Consider the following 18082-nt stretch of genomic DNA (forward strand, 5'->3'; position numbering starts at 1 on the left):
TGCCGTGCTGCATGGAGCGCATGAGTGGCACGATCATGAGCCTCGCGCAGACGCAGGCTTTCCTCGACACCGAGTTCCCGCAGATGCAGGCGGGGGGCCGCGCCTATCACCTGGAAGCGGTGGGGCCGCTGACCGCGCGGATGCGGCTCGAGGCGCATGAGCGCTTTCTGCGGCCCGGCGCCACCGTGTCGGGGCCGGCGATGATGGCCCTGGCCGACTATGCCCTCTACGCGGCGATCCTCGCCAATATCGGCCCGGTCGCCCTGGCGGTGACGACCAACCTCACGTTCAACTTCCTGCGCAAGCCCGCCTCCGGCGATCTGCACGCGGAGTGCCGGCTGATGAAGCTCGGGCGGCGCCTCGCCATGGGCGAGGTCGCGATCACCTCGGTCGGGCACGAGGACGTGGTCTGCCACGCGACGGGCACCTACTCGATCCCGCCGCGCTGAGGCCTCAGCCCCGCGCCTCCGAGAGCCGGGCGGCGTAGCGGGCGATGAGATCCACCTCGAGGTTCAGCCTGTCGCCGGCCTTCCGCTCGCCCCAGGTCGTGACCTGAAGGGTGTGGGGAATCAGGAGCACCGAGAACAGGTCGCCATCCACGGTGTTCACGGTGAGCGACGTGCCGTCGAGGCAGACCGAGCCCTTCTCGGCGATGAACTTCGCGAGCGCAGAGGGCGCGCGGAGCGTGAAGCGCTCGCTCGGCCCCCAGGCCCCGCCTGTCACCGTGTCGCGGGCGACGATCTCCGCCAGCCCATCGACATGCCCGGTGACGAGATGTCCGCCGAGTTCGTCACCGATCTTGAGGGAGCGTTCGAGGTTGATCCGCCGGCCCGGCGCCCATTCCCCGACATTGGTGCGCGCCAGGGTCTCGGCCGCCGCATCGACCTGGAAGATCGCGCCGCCCTCGGCCGGCTCGATCGCGACCGCCGTGAGGCACGGGCCGGAGCACGCGATGGAGGCGCCGAGCGCGATCCCCGCCGGATCGTAGGCGCAGCGGATGGCGATGCGGCGCAGTTCGCCCTCCCCCGCCACCGAGAGAACCGTGCCGACATCGCTGACGAGACCCGTAAACATGCCTCAGACGCTCCGCGCATAGGTGACGGCCCTGTCATGCCCGAGGACCAAGTCCTCGGCCATGGCGAATCCGGCGATCCGGCGGGCCAGCGCCGGGCCGATGGCGGGCAACCCGCCTTCCGGCCCCGCCGGTTCCGGGCCAGTGAGCAGCGTGACGGCATCGATGAGGTCGGCCTGCGCCAGCGCATCCGCGAGGCGGGGGCCGCCCTCGCTGCACAGGCGGGTGAGGCCGCGCTCGCCGAGCAGGCCCAGGGCCGCCGCCAGATCGATCCGCCCCTCGGCACCGGCCGCGACCGGCACCACCTCGACGCCGAGCGATTCGAGGGCGCGGCGGGCATGGACCGGTGCGGAGCGGGTGGTGAGGACCAGCACCGGCACGTCCCGCGCCGTGCGGGCCAGGACGCTCGCGGGGGAGAGGTGCAGGGCGGAATCGAGCACGATCCGCAGGGGCGAGCGCGCCGCCAGCCCCGGCAGCCGAACGGTGAGCGACGGGTCGTCCGCCCTGACCGTGCCAATGCCGACGAGGATCGCGTCGGCATGGGCGCGCCAGAGATGCACCGCCCCGTCCGCCACCGGCCCGGTGATGCGCAGGCGTTCGGTGCCGGCCCCGGCGGCGAAGCCGTCGCGGGTGCGGGCGAGCTTCAAGTGCAGCATCGGCCGCTTGAGGGTGACGCGGGTGATGTGGCCGCGATGGTCGCGGGCCGCCTCCTCCCGGCACAGGCCGGTGTCGACGGCGATGCCCGCCGCGCGGAGCAGGTCGTGGCCGCGCCCGGCGACGCGGGGATCCGGGTCTTCGAGGGCGCTCACCACCCGCCCGATCCCGGCGGCGATGATCGCCTTCGAGCAGGGCGGCGTACGGCCATGATGGGAGCAGGGCTCCAGCGTGACGTAGAGCGTGGCGCCGCGCGCCGCCGCGCCGGCCTGGGCGAGGGCCTGCGGCTCGGCATGGGGGCGCCCGCCCGGCGCCGTGACGGCGGCTGCGATGATCGTGTCCGTATCCGGCGCGACCACCACCGCCCCCACGGAGGGGTTCGGCCATGTCCGCCCGAGGTTCCGGCGTCCCAGCGCCAGGGCGAGGCGCATGAAATTCGCGTCCCGGCTCACGGCTTCAGAGCCCGGCGGCGAGGGGCGGGCTTCGGCTCCGGGTCTGGCTCCGGGTCGAGGGCGGGCACCAGGGTGCCGCCGAGGGTGCCGAGCAGGTCCTCGAAGTCCTTGGCTTCGCGAAAATTCTTGTAGACCGAGGCGAAGCGCACATAGGCGACGTCATCGAGGCCCTTCAGCCCCGCCATCACCAGTTCGCCGATCGCCTCCGAGGCGACCTCGGCCTCGCCCGCGCTCTCCAACTGGCGGGTGATGCCGCTGACGAGGCGCTCGATTCGCTCCGGCTCGACCGCGCGCTTGCGCAACGCCACGTCGATGGAACGCTGGAGCTTGTCCCGGTCGAAGGGCACGCGCTTGCCGGAGCGTTTCACCACGGTGAGTTCGCGCAGCTGCACCCGCTCGAAGGTGGTGAAGCGGCCCCCGCAATCCGGGCAGACCCGGCGGCGGCGGATGGCGGCGCCATCCTCGGAGGGGCGCGAGTCCTTCACCTGCGTGTCGGACCCACCGCAATAGGGGCACCGCATCGGGCGGGTTCTCTCGGTCGAAACGGAAACGGCCGCGGATCGGGCTGATCCGCGGCCGTCTCGTAACAAAGGGGTTTCCAAAGGGCGAGCCCTTTGGCGGGGCGCGGGGCGGAGCCCTGCCATTCCCAGGGGCCTTGCCCCTGGACCCCGCCAAAGGACTTGGTCCTTTGGGATCCCGGACTCAGCCGTAGATCGGGAAGCGGTCGGTGAGGGCGTGGACCTTCTGCTTCACGCTCTCCTCCACGGCGCCGTCACCGGCTTCGCCCTTGGCGGCGAGCCCGTCCAGCACTTCCACGATCAAGCCGCCGATCTGCTTGAACTCGGCGACGCCGAAGCCGCGCGAGGTGCCCGCCGGGGTGCCCAGGCGGATGCCGGAGGTGATGGTCGGCTTCTGCGTGTCGAAGGGCACGCCGTTCTTGTTGCAGGTGATGTGCGCCCGCGACAGCGCGGCTTCCGCCGCCTTGCCGGTGAGGCCCTTCCGCTGCAGATCGACCAGCATCAGGTGATTGTCGGTGCCGCCGGAGGTGATGTCGTAGCCGCCGGACATCAGCGTGTCGGCGAGCGCCTTGGCGTTCTCCACCACCTGGCGGGCGTAGATCTTGAACTCGGGCTTCAGCGCCTCGCCGAAGGCCACGGCCTTGCCGGCGATGACGTGCATCAGCGGGCCGCCCTGGATGCCGGGGAAGATCGCCGAATTGAACTTCTTGGCGAGCGCCTCGTCGTTCGTGAGGATCATGCCGCCGCGCGGGCCACGCAGGGTCTTGTGGGTCGTCGTGGTGGCGACGTGGGCGTGCGGGAACGGCGACGGATGGACGCCGGCCGCGACGAGGCCCGCGAAGTGGGCCATGTCGACCATGAAGTAGGCGCCGACGGAATCGGCGATCTCACGGAACTTGGCGAAGTCCCAGTGGCGCGGGTAGCCCGAGCCGCCGGCGATGATCACCTTCGGCTTGTGCTCCTGCGCGAGCTGGGCGACCTGCTCCATGTCGATGCGCTGGTCGTCCCGGCGCACGGTGTAGGAGACCGGCTTGAACCACTTGCCGGAGACGTTCGGCGGGGCGCCGTGCGTGAGGTGGCCGCCGGCCGCGAGGTCGAGGCCGAGGAAGGTGTCGCCCGGCTGCATGAGGGCGAGGAACACGCCCTGGTTGGCCTGGGAGCCCGAGTTCGGCTGCACGTTGGCGAAGCCGCAATCGAACAGGCGCTTGGCGCGCTCGATGGCGAGGTCCTCGGCGATGTCCACGAACTGGCAGCCGCCGTAGTAGCGCCGGCCCGGATAACCCTCGGCGTACTTGTTGGTGAGCACCGAGCCCTGCGCTTCCAGCACCGCGCGGGAGACGATGTTCTCGGACGCGATCAGCTCGATCTCGTGCTGCTGCCGGCCGAGCTCCTGCTCGACGGCGCGGGCGATCTCGGGATCGGTCTCCGTCAGCGGAGCGGCGAAGAAGCTGTTCGAGAAGTGCTTGTCGGTGGCGGTCCCGGCGCTCATGGCGTGCCTCTGTTCTGATTGGGTGCCCGGCCGTGGCGCGGCGCAGGCGGCGTTTCTCACAGGAGTCCTACACGGGGCGCCGGGCGAGGCCAAGCGCAGGCATTTTTCGGGATGGCTGAGAAAAATTGAAAGGGGGTTCGCACCGCCTCTCGGCAGCGGCTGCAGACAACCGCGGCAGAGGCTGGGACGAAAATCTTACATTTGGCCATTGCATTTTTGTGAGAACATAAGGTAAACATTTGAGTCGAATTAGGAGGCAGCAATGATTCGAACCGATGAACTCAGAGCTGCATATAAAGCTTCAGCGCAACTTGTTGAGTTATTACTTTTAAAACTTGCAGTTGCTGAGATCAAAGCCGGGTTCAGAGAGGACGAGTCGCGCGGCCGCAATGGCCAGTGGATTATCGGTGACGGCAACTATGTAGTCTCGCAGCGAGAGACTAAAGGAAATAAGCAAATAGATGCGACCACCGATAAGATCATAGACGTCCTTGATAAGGTTCTGTCGTCCGTCGGCGGCGGAAGCGGCGCTTGGTACGGAACACTTGTTCACACTCGTGCCGCCGCACTCTTACGAGCCCTCGATATTCCTGGCATTCGCCAAGACGGCATCGAACAAAGCTTCAGTTTCGGCGATCTCGTCAGTTACGGATTCAGCGGCAGCATACGAACTGATGTCATCCAGCGAAATGAACAGACTGGTGAAATTACAGCGGTTTGGGACATAAAGACAGGCGGCGCGACTCTTTCACCGAATCGTGTCAATAGAATTCGAAGTCATCTAAATATTCCTGAAGATGTACCAGTAATAGAGGTTCACATCAATCTCGGAGCGACAATCAAGGCAAATGCGCTCGTGCTCAATTTGATCGTTCACTAAAGGTTAGAGGCTTCAAATGACGATGGATCTGTACATGCTCTGCGATCGCCCTCTGGTATCGATCGATGAATGGCAGGGCGCGATCGAGGAAATTGGCTTCGATCTCGCGCTCCCCTTAACCTGCGACGTGGCTACAGCTGAGGGTGCGCTGACGGCAACTTGGCGCGGAGAGCCTGTGGTCTTCGAGTTCTCACCGTTTCCATATCACGAGATAGAGGAAACTTATCCCGATATCGAATTCGGACCGACATGGCCCCATGCCTACGTCATGTACACCGGATCGCTCGGCGGCTTGGTCGGGGCGATCATCGCGGCGGCGGCCATCGTGCATCGCACGGGGGGACGTGTCTTCGATCCTCAAGGGAGCTGTTTCCTGAAACCGGACGAAGCCGTGCGCTATGCAAAGGAAACGGAGGGACAGCTCCTCACCTTCCAACGCACGGCTCAGCACTGAATGAGGCTGAGCCGCCGCATGGCGCGGGGCGGGCTCAGGCTCCCTCCTCCGATCGGCTCCTCCGGGGTCGCGGCGCCGGCGGTGGCGCCTCCGGGGTCGGAGCCGGGTTGACGCCCGGGGGGCCTGCGTTCGGACCACCGGCAGGCGCGGCCGGCTTCGTTCCCGACCCCGGCCAGAACGCCTCGAACAATTGCTGCATCGCCTTGAGGTTCTGCTCCTGAACCTCCGCGCCGGTGCGGAACATCTGGCTGATGACGTCGGCGCCGGCAGTCTCGCCCTGCGGCGGGCGGGGCGCCTCCATCTGCGGGGCGGACGTCGGCGCCGGAGCGGGCGTCGGGGTCGGGGTGGCCGGCTGCGGCGTCATGAAGGTGCGGGCCATGTCCGTCCACAGGGAGACGAAGGCCATCGGCGCGGGCGTCGCCGCGGCAGCGGGCGCCGGCTTGCGGGACGCCTCCCCCTGGGGCTGGTTGAGCATGACGTGGACGATGCTCGCGACCACCGCGCCAGCCATCATCGGGAGCATCTGCCGCAGCACCTGCGACCCCACGCCACTCGCGGTGGAAGCCTGCTGCAGCACCGCCTGCATCAATTGCGCGGACCCAAACATCTGGCCCAGCGCGTCGAGGCCCAGCGGCATCGCGGTGCGGGCCGTCTCCGGCGCGGAGAACATCCGCGCGAAGCCCGTGGGGTCGAGGCCGGCGCCGCGCTGGAGGCCGAGGGTCAGGGCCGGCATCAGCGCCTCGAAGGCACGCTGGGTCTGATCCACCGTCAGACCGAACTGCCGGGCCATCGCCTGCATCTCGGGTCCGCCGGCGGCCTGGACCATGTCGAGGGGATTGAACATGATGCCTCGGTGTCCGCCCGGCCCCGCGGCCCGTCGGGTCCGCTCATCTGTGCGGGGTATCGTGGCCCGCCCCGGGCGGAAACGCCAGTTCCCCAGTGACAATCCCTGTCGATCCCTGCCCGGACCGTATCCTATTCGACCGTTCGGCGAGCCGGACGACCGTCCGGCGGGCGAGGACGAGCCCCGCGACGCCAAACACCAGGGAGCCGACGCCCATGCCGGCCACGATGCCACGCGTGCCGAACAGGGCGCTGCCGAGATAGGCCGGCGGCACGGTACCGAGCGTCGCCCGGCCCCAGTTGAGCAGCGACGAGCGCAGGGGGAAGCCGAGATTGTTGAAGGCGGCATTGCCCAGGAACAACAGCCCGTTGAAGAACCAGATCGCCCCGCCGACGAGGCAGAAGAACGCGAACAGCTCCGCCGCGTCGCCCTTCAGCCCGAACAGCCCGGCCAGCGGCCAGCGCAGGGCGATGAGCAGCAGCCACACGGTGGCGGCGTAGACCAGCGTCGCCTTCACGCAGGAGCGCAGGGTCTCGCCCATCCGGTCGAAGCGCGACGCGCCCCAGTTCTGCGCCAGGATCGGCCCGATGGCCCCCGACAGGGCGAAGAGCCCGCCGAAGGCCACGGGAGTCAGCCGGTCGATCACCGCCGCCGCCGCGATGGCATCCGGCCCGTAGCCGGCGAAGAGATGCGTGAGGAAGGCGCTCGCCACCGAGGGGGCGAGGTTGGTGAGCACCGCCGGCCCGGCGATGGTCGCCATGCCGGGGGCGTCGGCCACGACCTCTGCCACGCGGGGCCGCCGCAGCAGGCCATGGCGGGCGAGCGCCCGCCAGCCGATGACGACGAAGGTCGCGCGGGCGACGCAGACGGTGATTGCAGCGCCCTCGACGCCGAGCCCGGCCCCGAAGATCAGCAGCGGATCGAGGAAGGCGGTGACGATGGCCCCGCCGAGCGTCACCCACATGGCCCGCAGCGCGTCGCCCTGCGCCCGCAGCAGGCCGGTGAACAGCATGCCGAGGCCGAGGAGCACGTTCGACGGCAGGGTGATCGTGAGGAACAGGACGGCGACGCGCAGGGCCTCGCCCCTTGCGCCCACGAGGCCGAGGAGCTGGCCCGCGAAGGGCAGCATCAGCGCGGCGAGCAGCCCGGAGACCAGCACGCCGAGGGCCATGGAGGAGGCCGCGAGCCGCCGCGCGAGGGTCTTGTCGCCCGCGCCGAGCGCCCGACCGACCTGCGCGCCGGCGGCGATCATCAGGCCGATATTCACGGCGGTGGCGAAGAACTGCACCACGGAGGCGAGGCCCACCGCCGCCGTCAGGGCCGGGTCCCCCAGGCGCGAGACGTAGAGCAGGGACATCAGGTCCACGACGAAGATCGCCATCAGCCCCACCGAGCCGGTGGCGCTCATGACGAGGACGTGGCGCATGATCGAGCCGGCGACGAAGCGCCCCTGCTCCGCATGGCCCGCGCCGGGGGGCACGGGCGGTCCGTCAGCCATCGCGTCGGCCGCCTTCCGTCTCAAGTTCAGGTTCGCCCAGGGTTTCGTCTTCGTTGTCGTCCCGGGCCTCGTCCTGAACCTCGCCGGGCTCGTACGGTTCGGCCCCGGGCTTGGCGAGCACACGCTCGGCCGCATCCCGCCGGTCCTGGCCGAGGAGATCGCGGGTCTGCGCGTTGAGGGCGCGGGCCGGGCGCACGGGCTGGGTCAGCGGCTCGGGCCGGACTTCCCCCGCTTCGGTGCCGCCGAGCCAGGTCGCGCCTTCCGGCAGGGCGCCGGCCTGCTGCAGCACGAGGCGGGCGATGTCGCGCTTGCGCACGTCCTCGGCCCGCGCGGCGGCGGCCTCGGCGGAGAGGCCGAGCCCTTCGAGCGCCGCCCGGCCGAAGGCCAGGGCCGATTCGGAGGTCTCGCGGATCTGGAAATCCACGTCGCGGTTCATGAGCTCGACGGCGTGAAGGCGGTCGTAGGCGCGCACGAAGGTCCGCACCGCCACGAATTCCTCGTGGACGATATCGACGATCTTCAGCGCCGCCTCGCGGTCGTCCACGCAGATGCAGACCAGTTCCGCCTTGCCGATGCCGGCCGCGCGCAGCACGTCGAGGCGGGTGCCGTCGCCGTAATAGATGCGGAAGCCGAAGCGGGTCGCCGCGCGCAGCTGCGCCACGTCCTTGTCGATGACGGTGACGGGCACGCCCTCGGCGAGCAGCACCTGCGTCAGGATCTGCCCGAACCGGCCGAAGCCGATCACCAGCACTCGCGCGTCGGCGGCGCCCTCGGCGAGTTCGGTGGGGGATTCCTCCGCCGCCGCCTGCGCCTCCCGCGAGAGCCGGGCGTCGATCAGCCGGTCGAGGCCCTTGGCCATGATCGGCCCGATCAGCATGGTCAGCGCCGCGAGCGCCACGGCGAAGCGCGTCGCGGTCGGGCCGGTGAGGCCGAGATCGGCCGCCTGCGGCAGGAGCACGAAGGCGAATTCGCCGGCCGGCGCCAGCACCGCTGCGCCGCGCAGCGCGCTCAGCGTGTCCGAGCCGAACAGCCGGAACAGGCCCGCGACGAGGGCGACCTTCACGAGGATCGCCGCGAAGGTCGCGCCGAACAGGGCGGGCCAGACGGTCTTCACGAGGCCGCCGTCGATGGACATGCCGACGCTCATGAAGAACAGGCCGAGCAGCATCCCACGGAACGGCTCGATGTCGGCTTCGAGCTGGTGGCGGAAGTTCGACTCGGCGAGCAGGATGCCGGCGAGGAAGGCGCCCATGGCCATGGAGAGGCCGACCTTCTCCATCAGCATCGCCGTGCCGAGCACGACGAGGAGGGCGGCGGCCGTCATCACCTCGCGGGCGCCGCTCGCCGCGAGCAGGCGGAAGAACGGGTTCAGGCCGTAGCGCCCCACGAGCACGGCGGCGGCGATGGCCGCGAGCACCCGCCCCGTGGAGAGGGCCGCCTCGCCGAGCCACGGCCCGCCCGTCCCGTGCCCGGCCGAGGCGGCGAGCGGCATCAGGGCGAGGATGCCGACGACGCTCAGATCCTGGAACAGCAGCACCGCGAAGGCGCGCGAGCCATAGGGGCTACCGAGGTCGCCGCGCTCCTCCAGGAGTTGCAGCGCCACCGCCGTCGCGGACAGGGCGAGCGCGATGCCGACGACCGCCGCCGCCCCGAGCGGCTGGCCGGCGAGGACGCCCGCGCCGCCGAGCACGAGGGAGCACAGCACGAGCTGCGCCGCGCCGAGGCCGAAGATGTCGCGCCGCATGGAGACGAGCTGCGACAGGTGCAGTTCGAGCCCGACGATGAACAGCAGCAGCACCACGCCGATCTCGGCGACGCTGGCGGCGGTTTCCGGCTCGGCGATGAGCGACAGGCCGGAGGGCCCGATCAGCACCCCGGCGACGAGATAGCCGAGCACGGCGCTCTGCCCGAGCCAGCGGAACACCGGCACGCCGACGACGGCCGCGGCCAGGAAGGTCAGGACCGGGGGCAGAAAGCTCGCGTGTTCGCCGGGGCTCGCCATGCCGTTCCGCTCGGGCCTTCTCCGCGATTGAGAGTTTCGCTTACCCCGTAGGCGCCGCCGATGCGAGCGTGGCTGCGTGCCACGCGGCACGCGGGGGATGTCGGTCCGCGTGCATCCCCCTCTCCCCGCCTGCGGGGAGAGGTCCACGGACACCGTGTCGTGTCCGGGGGAAGCGCAGGCGAAGCCGGAGCGGTGGTGAGGGGGCACGCCGGATGAGACTCCTCCGGCAGCCCCCCCCACCCCCGGCTGCCGCCTTGCCGCGCCGACGACGGGGTCGTCGCGGCCCTCTCCCCGCAGGCGGGGAGAGGGGCTCCGTCGCCGAGCCGGCGCCCGGCGCGCGTTGCATTGCCTCTCCAGGCGGCTTGCGCGCATTCCCCTCTCCCCGAAGGCGGGGAGAGGCCCACGGACACCTTGTCGTGTCCGGGGGAAGCGAAGGCGAAGCCGGAGCGGCGGTGAGGGGGCACGCCGGACGAGACTCCTCCGGGGCCACCCCTCACCCCCGGCTGCCGCCTCGCCGCGCCGACGACAGGGTCGTCGCGGCCCTCTCCCGGCAGGCGGGGAGAGGGGTTCCGTCGCCTACAACCCCACCGGCGCGGGGGGCACCAGCCGCGGCTGCGGCTGGTCCTCCGATCCGGTGCCCAGCGCGCATTGCACCATCACGCTGTCGGTCCAGCGGCCGTACTTGTAGCCGACCGAGGGCAGGAACCCGACCCGGCGGAAGCCGCAGGTCTCGTGCAGGCGCAGGCTCGCCTCGTTGGCAGCGTCGATATAGCCGATCATCTGCCGGTAGCCCCCCGCCGCGCAGGCCTCGATCAGCGCCGGCAGCAGGCGCCGGCCGATCCCCGCGTGCAGATGGCCGTGATGCACGTAGATCGAGTGCTTCAGCGTGTAGCGATAGGCGGGACGCTTGCGGAAAGGCACGGCGTAGGCATAGCCCGCCACCTCCCCGTTCCGCTCGGCCACGAGATGCGGCAGGCGCTTCTTGCGCATGGTCTTGCGGCGGCGCTTCAGGTCGTCAGGGAGAAGGCGCTCCTCCTCGAAGTCGCCCGTATCGCCGACGCCCTTGCCGATGTGGTGCTCGTAGATCGCGATCATTGCCGCCACATCCGCGTCGGAGGACGGGCGGATGACGATCTCGGGCCAGGATTCGGGGCTGCCGTCCGGCGCCATCAGGCCCCCTCGCGCAGCACGTAGGTGTGGAAGCGGATGCGCCCGTCCGGATCGACCTCGCGGTAGACGCCCTGGATCTCGGCCTCGAAGCCGGGGAACAGGTTGGCCGAGGCCTCGAACATCTTGAAATAGTCGAGCATGGGCTTCGCCCGCTCGTCCAGGCGCTCGCCCGGCAGCACCGTGCCGATGCCCGGCGGGTAGACCAGCATCAGCGTCGTGGCGATCCGCCCCTCGGCCTCGGCGATGGGCACGTAATCGACCTTGTTGCGGGTCAGCATCTGCGCCGCCTGCTTCGGCGGCATCACCATCTCCGGCAGGTGCTCGGGCATGAACTGCTTGCGCTGGAGCGCGGAGGTGCCGTGCTCCCGGTGGAAGGTGTGGAAATCCGCGCAGAGGTCGCGCAGGCGCACGCCCCGGTAGCGGTTCGGCCGGCGCTTCACGAATTCCGGCATGGCCTCCTCCAGCACCACGTTGTCGTCGTGCAGCCGCTTGAAGGCGACGAGCCCCGAGATCAGCGTGCCGGCCTTGGACGATTCGACGCCCGGGGTCAGCAGGAAGAGCAGCGAGTTCAGATCGTTCTTCTCGGCGACGATCCGGTTCTCACGCAGGTATTGCGCCACGATGGGCGCGGGCACGCCGTGCTCGGCATAGGCGCCGGTCTTCCGGTCGAAGCCGGGGGTCAGCACCGTCAGCTTGTTCGGGTCGGTGATGGCGTAGCCGGGCGCGACATGGGTGAAGCCATGCCACGCGGCGCCGGGCGCCAGTTCCCAGAAGCGGGCATCGGAGGCGAGCTGGTCGGTCGGCACGCTCTCCCAGGTCTGCTCGCCGTCCGGGCCGTTCACCCGGTCGGGCACGAAGGGGTCGAAGAACCAGCGGCGGGCGGGGTCGGCCTCGTTCTCCTCGAACTCGCGGCGGATGGCGCGGACCTTCTTGCGCCACTCGATGCCGAGCCGGATCGTGTCGTCCCACAGGATCATGCCCGAGCGGCCCTTCATCATCTGCGCGCCGACGTCGAGCGAGGCGAACAGGGGATAGAAGGGCGAGGTCGAGGCGTGGACGAGGAAGCTCTCGTTGAGCCGCTTGTGCTCCACCCGGCGGGTCTGGCCGCGGATGTGGCTGTCCTTGGTGTGGATCTGCGAGGCCTGGCTGAAGCTCGCGAGCTGCTTGTGGGTCGATTGCGTGGCGACGATCCCCGGCGATGTCTCGTCGAGGCCGGTCAGCCCCATGGCGTAGCGGCCCTGGAACAGCGGGTGGAACTTCATGAAGCCGGCCCAGGCCTCATCGAACAGGATGTAATCGCAGAGATGGCCGATCTTCTGCACGATCATCCGCGCGTCGTAGATCGTGCCGTCGTAGGTGCATTGCTCGATCACCGCGACGCGGAACGGCCGCTCTCGGCGCCACGCCTCCCGGTCGGTCACGAGGGGGTTTTTTCTGATTTTTTCCCGGATCCGTCCTTCGTCCAGCGCCTCATGGCAGATCGGGCCGATCAGGCCGAAGGCGTTGCGGTCGGTCTCCAGGAAGATCGGGATGCCGCCGCCGAGGAACAGGGCGCCGTGGTGGGCGGCCTTGTGGTTGTTGCGGTCGAACAGGACGAGGTCGTCCTCGGCCACCAGAGACGAGAGCACGATCTTGTTGGAGGCGGAGGTGCCGTTGAGGACGAAGTAGGTCTTCTCCGCCCCGAAGATCGCGGCGGCCTCCTTCTGCGCCCTGAGGGCCGGACCCTCGTGGGTCAGCAGGTCGCCGAGGTCGAGGACCGAGTTGTCGAGGTCGTCGCGAAAGATCGCCTCGCCCAGATGCTCCACGAAGATGCGGCCGATGGGCGAGCGGTTGTAGAAGATGCCGCCGTTATGGCCGGGGCAGGTCCAGAGCTGGTTGCCCTTCTCGGCGTAATCGACCAGCGCGCCGAAGAAGGGGGTCTTCAGCGTCTCGGCATATTGCGTCACCCGGCTGACGAGGCCGCGGGCGATGAATTCCGGCGTCTCTTCCGCGAGGAAGATGTAGCCGTCGATGAAGTCGAGCAGTTCGACGGGGATGTCTTCGAGGCGCTTGCGGCGGACCATGATGACGATGGGCATTTCCAGCCCGCGCCGGCGCATCATGTCGATGAGGGCGGCGGCCTTGCCGTCGAGCCCGCGCTTGCCCCAATCGACCACGAGGCAGCCCACCGCCGCGTCGGTCTGCACGGCGATGGCCGCGTCCTCGACGCGCCGCGCGCGCACCACCTCGAAGCCCCGCTGCTCGACCGCCGACACGATCTGGTTGACGCGCGCGCCCTCGAGATCGTCCGGGTCGAAGGCCGGGGTGCACATCAGAACGGTAAAGCGGCGGTGGAAATCCATGCCGGGGCCCCTTTGGCGGAGAGTTCGCCCCGTGCCTTGTCGGACGCTCTGTGACCGTTCGATGACGAAGCCGGAAGAAGACGTCCGCTCAAGCGCGGCGTTCAGCCTCTGGGACGCCGCATCGGCGGGCGGCGGGAGCCGTCGATGAACTCCAGCCCCCCTGCCGCGCTGTACATGTGCAGGCGCGAGCCCGGCCAATCGGGGCCGGCGGCGAGCCGCGCCTCGACGCGCTGGGCAAAGTCCTCCTGATCGAGCCGCAGGATCCGCGCGAGGCCGAGCGCTGCGCCGTAGCCGCCCCGGCAATCCTGCACCGGGCGGATGAGCGCCCCGTCGCGCGAGACGATGGGTCCGGCGGGCCGCGCCGAGGCGACGTCGATTAGGACGGGGTTGCGGGGATGGGCGGTCCACGGCCCCCGGAAATCCGCCGCGTGCCAGAGATGCAGGGAATCGGAGAACGAGCCGCCCCCCACCCGCACCGTGGCGAAGAGCCACCAGCGCCCGTCATGGCGCAGGAGCGTCGCGTCGCTCGCCACGACGCCCTCGACCAGCACCGCCTCGTGCACCCAGCCGCCGGGAAATTGCGTCGCCCGGTACAGGTCGATCGTGGCCGACCGGCTCGATTCGGGAATCATCCAGACCTCGCCCCCCGCCTCGAACACGAAGGGGTAGGACAGGTGCGTGTCGCGCTCGAGCACCGGTTCCGGCCGCCCGACAGGCCCGCGCGGCCCGAAGCGCACCGCCGAGATCACGCCCTTGGCGCGGCTGTAGTCGAACTCCTCCACGAACAGCGTCACCGCCCCGTTGCGGGCGACGGCCACCGGATCGGCATAGAAGCGGCGCCCGTCGTCGGGCAGGTCGGTCCAGCCGCCGGGCGGGTGGCGGCGCAGGTCGATCAGGTCCGGCCCCTGCGTCCGGCGCCAGCCGACCCGCCAGCGCTCGCCGTGGAAGCACAGGCCGTAGAGCCGCCGGGCGATCCGCCGGCCGAGGTTTTCCGCCGCCCGGCGCCGGGCGGTCCAGCCGTCGATGTCGAAGCCCCCCGCCGGGACGAGGGGCGCCAGCACCCCCTCCGGCAGCTCGCGCGAGGCGCCGCCCGAGAGCGCCGCCTCGATGAGCGTGATGGTGCGGGCGAGGTAATCCTCGAAGGCGACGAGCATCACCGTCTGCGATTCCGCGCCGAGCCGCCCGGCGGCCACCGCCGCGCCGTCGCCGTCGCGCAGGGCCGCCACGGGCACGCGGCCCGCGAACAGCGAGGCGAGCATCCCCGCCTCGCCCGGTACGCCGTCGACGTCGAGGCGCCACACCGCCCCGTCTTCGCCCGAAGGCCGTTCGCACAGGTCGATGACGAGGTCGGGCGCGGTCGCCTCCGCCGCCTCGTAGGGCGCGAGCGCCACGGGCGCGGCGGGGGTGGCGAGGCCGGGCCGGGGCAGGCCGTGGATCGTCGCCTCCAGCCGGAACAGCAATTCGGCGTTGGCGGGCAACGCGGACGCGCCGCCCTCGACCGCCTCGATGCTGAGCCGGCAATCATCCCGCTGGGTCAGGCGTTCGAGGAGCCGTAGGTGCCAGCCGCGCAGGGCGGTGCGGTCGAGCCGCACGCAGACGCGCCGGACCGGCCGGGACGGGATCGCGGGACGCAGGCCTGCTTCCAGCGCGTGCGGCATCACGGCCCTCATCGGAAGCCATCGCGGCGAGATACATGATCCCCCCGCCTCTTCCGCGCGTTCCGGGGAAACTCCGGACGCCTCCTCCCAATCATTGCAACCGATCCCGGCCGCCAAGACTTGCGTTTGCCAAGACCTTCTGCGGCCGCAATGGTCCTGTCCATCGGCACTATTGGGTATTCTCAGGTCGCGGTCCAGCCATCTCCGGCCGATCCGGCGCCCGCAGACTGCCGGGAAAGCGGGGATACTGAGTGCGTACGCGTCGTGTCCCGGACAGTCCGTTGCCGGTCATGCCTGCAAACGCGCCGCGGCAAACCAGTAACAGAGTGCCTTTCCGGCCTCGTTCCTGCCCGGTTCGCGAGCAATGACCGTTGACAGGATAGCCCTGCCCTCGCCACATCCGTCGTATGATCGTCGAACCTGCAACTCCCGAGTCCGGCCCGGCCGCGAACCCAGCAGCCAAGCCCCCGCTCAACATCCTCCTCTGCGCCCCGCGCGGCTTCTGCGCCGGCGTGGTGCGTGCCATCGACGTGGTGGAGCGTGCCCTCGCGATTCACGGCCCGCCCGTCTATGTCCGCCACGAGATCGTCCACAACAAGTATGTGGTCGAGAGCCTGAAGCGGAAGGGCGCCGTGTTCGTCCGCGAGCTCGAAGAGGTGCCGGACGGGGACGCCCCGGTGATCTTCTCCGCCCACGGCGTCGCCAAGACGGTGCCGGCCAACGCCGATTCGCGCGGGCTGACCACCATCGACGCCACCTGCCCGCTGGTGACGAAGGTCCACCGCGAGGCGGAGATCCACCACAAGCGCGGGCGCCACGTGCTGCTCGTCGGCCATTCCGGGCACCCGGAGGTGGTGGGCACGATGGGCCAGTTGCCCAAGGGCTCGATCACGCTGGTCGAGGATGTCGACCAGATCGAGGCCCTGACGCCGGCCGATCCCGACAACCTCGCCTGGGTGACGCAGACCACCCTGTCGGTGGACGACACCCGCCACGTGGTCGAGGCCCTGAAGCGGAAGTTCCCGAACATCACCGGGCCGCACAAGGACGACATCTGCTACGCCACCACCAACCGCCAGGAGGCGGTGAAGCAGGTGGCGCCGCTGGTGGACGCTCTGATCGTGGTGGGTTCCTCGAACTCGTCCAACTCGCAGCGCCTGCGCGAGGTCGCCGAGCGCGTCGGCTGCCCGATCACCCGGCTCCTGAACCGGGCCGAGGAAATCGACTGGCCGGCCTTCGAGGGCATCGCCAAGCTCGGCCTCACGGCCGGCGCCTCGGCCCCCGAGGTGCTGGTGGAGGAGATCATCGACGCCTTCGCCAGCCGCTACGACGTGACGGTGGATACCGTCTCGACGGTGGTCGAGGACATGGTGTTCCCCCTGCCGCGCGAATTGCGCAGCGAGGCTGCGGAGTAAGCAGTCTCCGGGCCGCCCTCGCGCGGCCCTTCCCGTCCGCACCCTCATCCTGAGGTGCCCGCGTCTCGCGGGCCTCGAAGGAGACCTCCAGGATCCGCCGCGATCCCTGGAGCCCTCCTTCGAGGCCGCTTGCGCGGCACCTCAGGATGAGGTTTGAGGGCTGGAAGTCATCATCTCAGAAATTCCGAGCGCACGACGTGGCCGTCTACACCGAGGTATCCGACGCGGCGCTCGCTGAGTTCCTGGCGGCCTACGACATCGGCACCCTGCTGTCCTGCAAGGGCATCGCCGAAGGGGTCGAGAACTCGAACTACTTCCTGCACACGACCGGCGGTTCGTTCATCCTCACCCTCTACGAGAAGCGGGTGCGGGAACAGGACCTGCCCTTCTTCGTCGGGCTGATGGAGCATCTGGCGAGCCGCGGCCTCGCCTGCCCGCAGCCGGTGCGCGACCGCAGCGGCACCGCCCTCGGGCGCCTGTGCGGGCGGCCCGCCGCCCTCGTCAGCTTTCTCGAAGGCGTCTCTCTGTCCTCGCCGGGGCCGGAGCATTGCCGCGAGGTCGGCGTGGCGCTCGCCCGCCTGCACGCGGCCGGCCGCGACTTCCCGATGGTGCGCGAGAACAGCCTGTCCGTCGCCGCCTGGCGCCCGCTCTTCGCGCAGGCCGGCGATCAGGCCGATTCCGTCTCCCCCGGCCTCGCCGCGCGCACCCGCGACGACCTCGCCGTGCTGGAAGCCGCCTGGCCGAAGGACCTGCCGCGTGGCGTGATCCATGCCGACCTGTTCACCGACAACGTGTTCTTCATCGGCGACGGTCTGTCGGGGCTGATCGACTTCTACTTCGCCTGCACCGACGCCTTCGCCTACGACCTCGCGATCTGCCTGAACGCATGGTGCTTCGACGCGCAGGGCGCCTTCCACCGGGATAGGGCGACCGCCATGATTGCCGGCTACGAATCCAGGCGTCCCCTTGAGCCGGCAGAGGTCGAGGCCCTGCCGATCCTGTGCCGGGGGGCGGCCCTGCGCTTCATGCTGACCCGTCTGGTGGATTGGCTGAACGTGCCGCCGGGCGCGCTGGTGAAGCCGAAGGACCCGCGCGAGTACGACCGGCGCCTCACCTTCCACCGGCAGGCCACGAGCGCGGCCGATTACGGGCGCGCGGCATGAGCGAGGACGGCAAGGTCAAGATCTACACGGACGGCGCCTGCTCCGGGAATCCGGGGCCGGGGGGCTGGGGCGCGATCCTGATCTTCGGCGAGACCCGCAAGGAGATCTCCGGCGGGGAGGCGCACACCACCAACAACCGCATGGAATTGCTCGCCGCCATCGAGGCCCTGGAGGCGTTGAAGCGGCCCTGCCGGGTCGACCTGTTCACCGACTCCCAATACCTGCGCCAGGGCGTGACCGCCTGGATCCACAACTGGAAGGCGCGCGGCTGGCGCACCGCCGACAAGAAGCCTGTGAAGAACGAGGACCTCTGGCGCCGGGTCGATGCCGCCCGCGAGCGCCACGAGGTGGAGTGGCACTGGGTGAAGGGCCACGCCAGCGACCCGCTGAACAACCGGGTCGATGCGCTCGCCGTAGCGGCCATGGTGCCGTTCAAGCGGCGGTAGGAAAATCAGGCGGCGCGAGCCCGCC

16 protein-coding genes are annotated in these 18082 nt (G+C 69.9%); 6 read left to right on the forward strand and 10 right to left on the reverse strand.

Features of this window, described 5'->3' with window-relative positions:
* The first annotated feature begins 20 nt into the window (after nucleotides 1–20).
* The gene (locus ACS5Q7_RS13775) at nucleotides 21–449 is read left to right on the forward strand and encodes a PaaI family thioesterase (RefSeq protein ID WP_478339868.1); all 429 of its coding nucleotides are present in this window, start codon (nucleotides 21–23) and stop codon (nucleotides 447–449) included.
* Between the two features lie 4 nt (nucleotides 450–453).
* Here the strand turns inward: ACS5Q7_RS13775 and ACS5Q7_RS13780 are convergent, their stop codons facing one another.
* The 4 genes from ACS5Q7_RS13780 to glyA all read right to left on the reverse strand — a co-directional run bounded on the left by ACS5Q7_RS13780 (nucleotide 454) and on the right by glyA (nucleotide 4185).
* Nucleotides 454–1074, reverse strand: coding sequence for a riboflavin synthase (locus ACS5Q7_RS13780; protein WP_478339869.1), 621 nt, complete (start codon nucleotides 1072–1074; stop codon nucleotides 454–456).
* Between the two features lie 3 nt (nucleotides 1075–1077).
* Nucleotides 1078–2157, reverse strand: coding sequence for a bifunctional diaminohydroxyphosphoribosylaminopyrimidine deaminase/5-amino-6-(5-phosphoribosylamino)uracil reductase RibD (ribD, locus tag ACS5Q7_RS13785; protein WP_478339870.1), 1080 nt, complete (start codon nucleotides 2155–2157; stop codon nucleotides 1078–1080).
* 17 nt (nucleotides 2158–2174) lie between these two features.
* Entirely contained in the window at nucleotides 2175–2699 is a 525-nt protein-coding gene (gene nrdR, locus ACS5Q7_RS13790) for a transcriptional regulator NrdR (RefSeq protein ID WP_478339871.1), read from the reverse strand.
* A 181-nt stretch (nucleotides 2700–2880) separates the two neighbouring features.
* Nucleotides 2881–4185, reverse strand: a complete 1305-nt coding sequence (gene glyA, locus ACS5Q7_RS13795; RefSeq protein ID WP_478339872.1) for a serine hydroxymethyltransferase — start codon at nucleotides 4183–4185, stop codon at nucleotides 2881–2883.
* A gap of 262 nt (nucleotides 4186–4447) precedes the next feature.
* On the opposite strand from glyA, the gene ACS5Q7_RS13800 reads away from it, so the two are divergent.
* Nucleotides 4448–5065, forward strand: coding sequence for a hypothetical protein (locus tag ACS5Q7_RS13800; protein WP_478339873.1), 618 nt, complete (start codon nucleotides 4448–4450; stop codon nucleotides 5063–5065).
* Between the two features lie 16 nt (nucleotides 5066–5081).
* Nucleotides 5082–5519: a hypothetical protein gene (locus ACS5Q7_RS13805; protein ID WP_478339874.1), complete on the forward strand. Its 438-nt coding sequence runs from the start codon at nucleotides 5082–5084 to the stop codon at nucleotides 5517–5519.
* Nucleotides 5520–5553: 34 nt separating this feature from the next.
* On the opposite strand, the gene ACS5Q7_RS13810 is transcribed toward ACS5Q7_RS13805, so the two are convergent.
* The 6 genes from ACS5Q7_RS13810 to ACS5Q7_RS13835 form a co-directional block, all read right to left on the reverse strand.
* Nucleotides 5554–6363, reverse strand: a complete 810-nt coding sequence (locus ACS5Q7_RS13810; protein ID WP_478339875.1) for a DUF937 domain-containing protein — start codon at nucleotides 6361–6363, stop codon at nucleotides 5554–5556.
* A 43-nt stretch (nucleotides 6364–6406) separates the two neighbouring features.
* The gene (locus tag ACS5Q7_RS13815; protein WP_478339876.1) at nucleotides 6407–7861 is read right to left on the reverse strand and encodes an MATE family efflux transporter; all 1455 of its coding nucleotides are present in this window, start codon (nucleotides 7859–7861) and stop codon (nucleotides 6407–6409) included.
* Entirely contained in the window at nucleotides 7854–9863 is a 2010-nt protein-coding gene (locus tag ACS5Q7_RS13820) for a monovalent cation:proton antiporter-2 (CPA2) family protein (protein WP_478339877.1), read from the reverse strand. Before ACS5Q7_RS13820 ends, ACS5Q7_RS13815 begins: the two co-directional genes overlap by 8 nt.
* A 576-nt stretch (nucleotides 9864–10439) precedes the next feature.
* A complete protein-coding gene (locus ACS5Q7_RS13825) occupies nucleotides 10440–11033 on the reverse strand; it encodes an N-acetyltransferase family protein (RefSeq protein WP_478339878.1) in 594 nt (197 codons plus the stop codon).
* Nucleotides 11033–13375 carry an Orn/Lys/Arg family decarboxylase gene (locus ACS5Q7_RS13830; RefSeq protein ID WP_478339879.1) on the reverse strand — a complete coding sequence of 781 codons (2343 nt, stop codon included), beginning with the start codon at nucleotides 13373–13375 and terminating at the stop codon, nucleotides 11033–11035. Before ACS5Q7_RS13830 ends, ACS5Q7_RS13825 begins: the two co-directional genes overlap by 1 nt.
* A gap of 101 nt (nucleotides 13376–13476) precedes the next feature.
* Entirely contained in the window at nucleotides 13477–15033 is a 1557-nt protein-coding gene (locus ACS5Q7_RS13835; protein WP_478339880.1) for a glucosamine inositolphosphorylceramide transferase family protein, read from the reverse strand.
* Between the two features lie 407 nt (nucleotides 15034–15440).
* Here ACS5Q7_RS13835 and ispH point away from each other — a divergent pair, with 407 nt between their 5' ends.
* The 3 genes from ispH (at nucleotide 15441) to rnhA (ending at nucleotide 18057) form a co-directional block, all read left to right on the forward strand.
* Nucleotides 15441–16448, forward strand: coding sequence for a 4-hydroxy-3-methylbut-2-enyl diphosphate reductase (ispH, locus tag ACS5Q7_RS13840; RefSeq protein WP_478339881.1), 1008 nt, complete (start codon nucleotides 15441–15443; stop codon nucleotides 16446–16448).
* Between the two features lie 197 nt (nucleotides 16449–16645).
* Nucleotides 16646–17611: a homoserine kinase gene (locus ACS5Q7_RS13845; protein ID WP_478339882.1), complete on the forward strand. Its 966-nt coding sequence runs from the start codon at nucleotides 16646–16648 to the stop codon at nucleotides 17609–17611.
* Nucleotides 17608–18057 (forward strand): ribonuclease HI, encoded by a 450-nt coding sequence (gene rnhA / locus ACS5Q7_RS13850; RefSeq protein WP_478339883.1) that lies wholly within the window; start codon nucleotides 17608–17610, stop codon nucleotides 18055–18057. The genes ACS5Q7_RS13845 and rnhA overlap by 4 nt, the downstream gene beginning before the upstream one ends.
* Nucleotides 18058–18082 lie beyond the last annotated feature (25 nt).

The sequence above is a fragment of the Methylobacterium sp. Gmos3 genome (assembly GCF_056430985.1).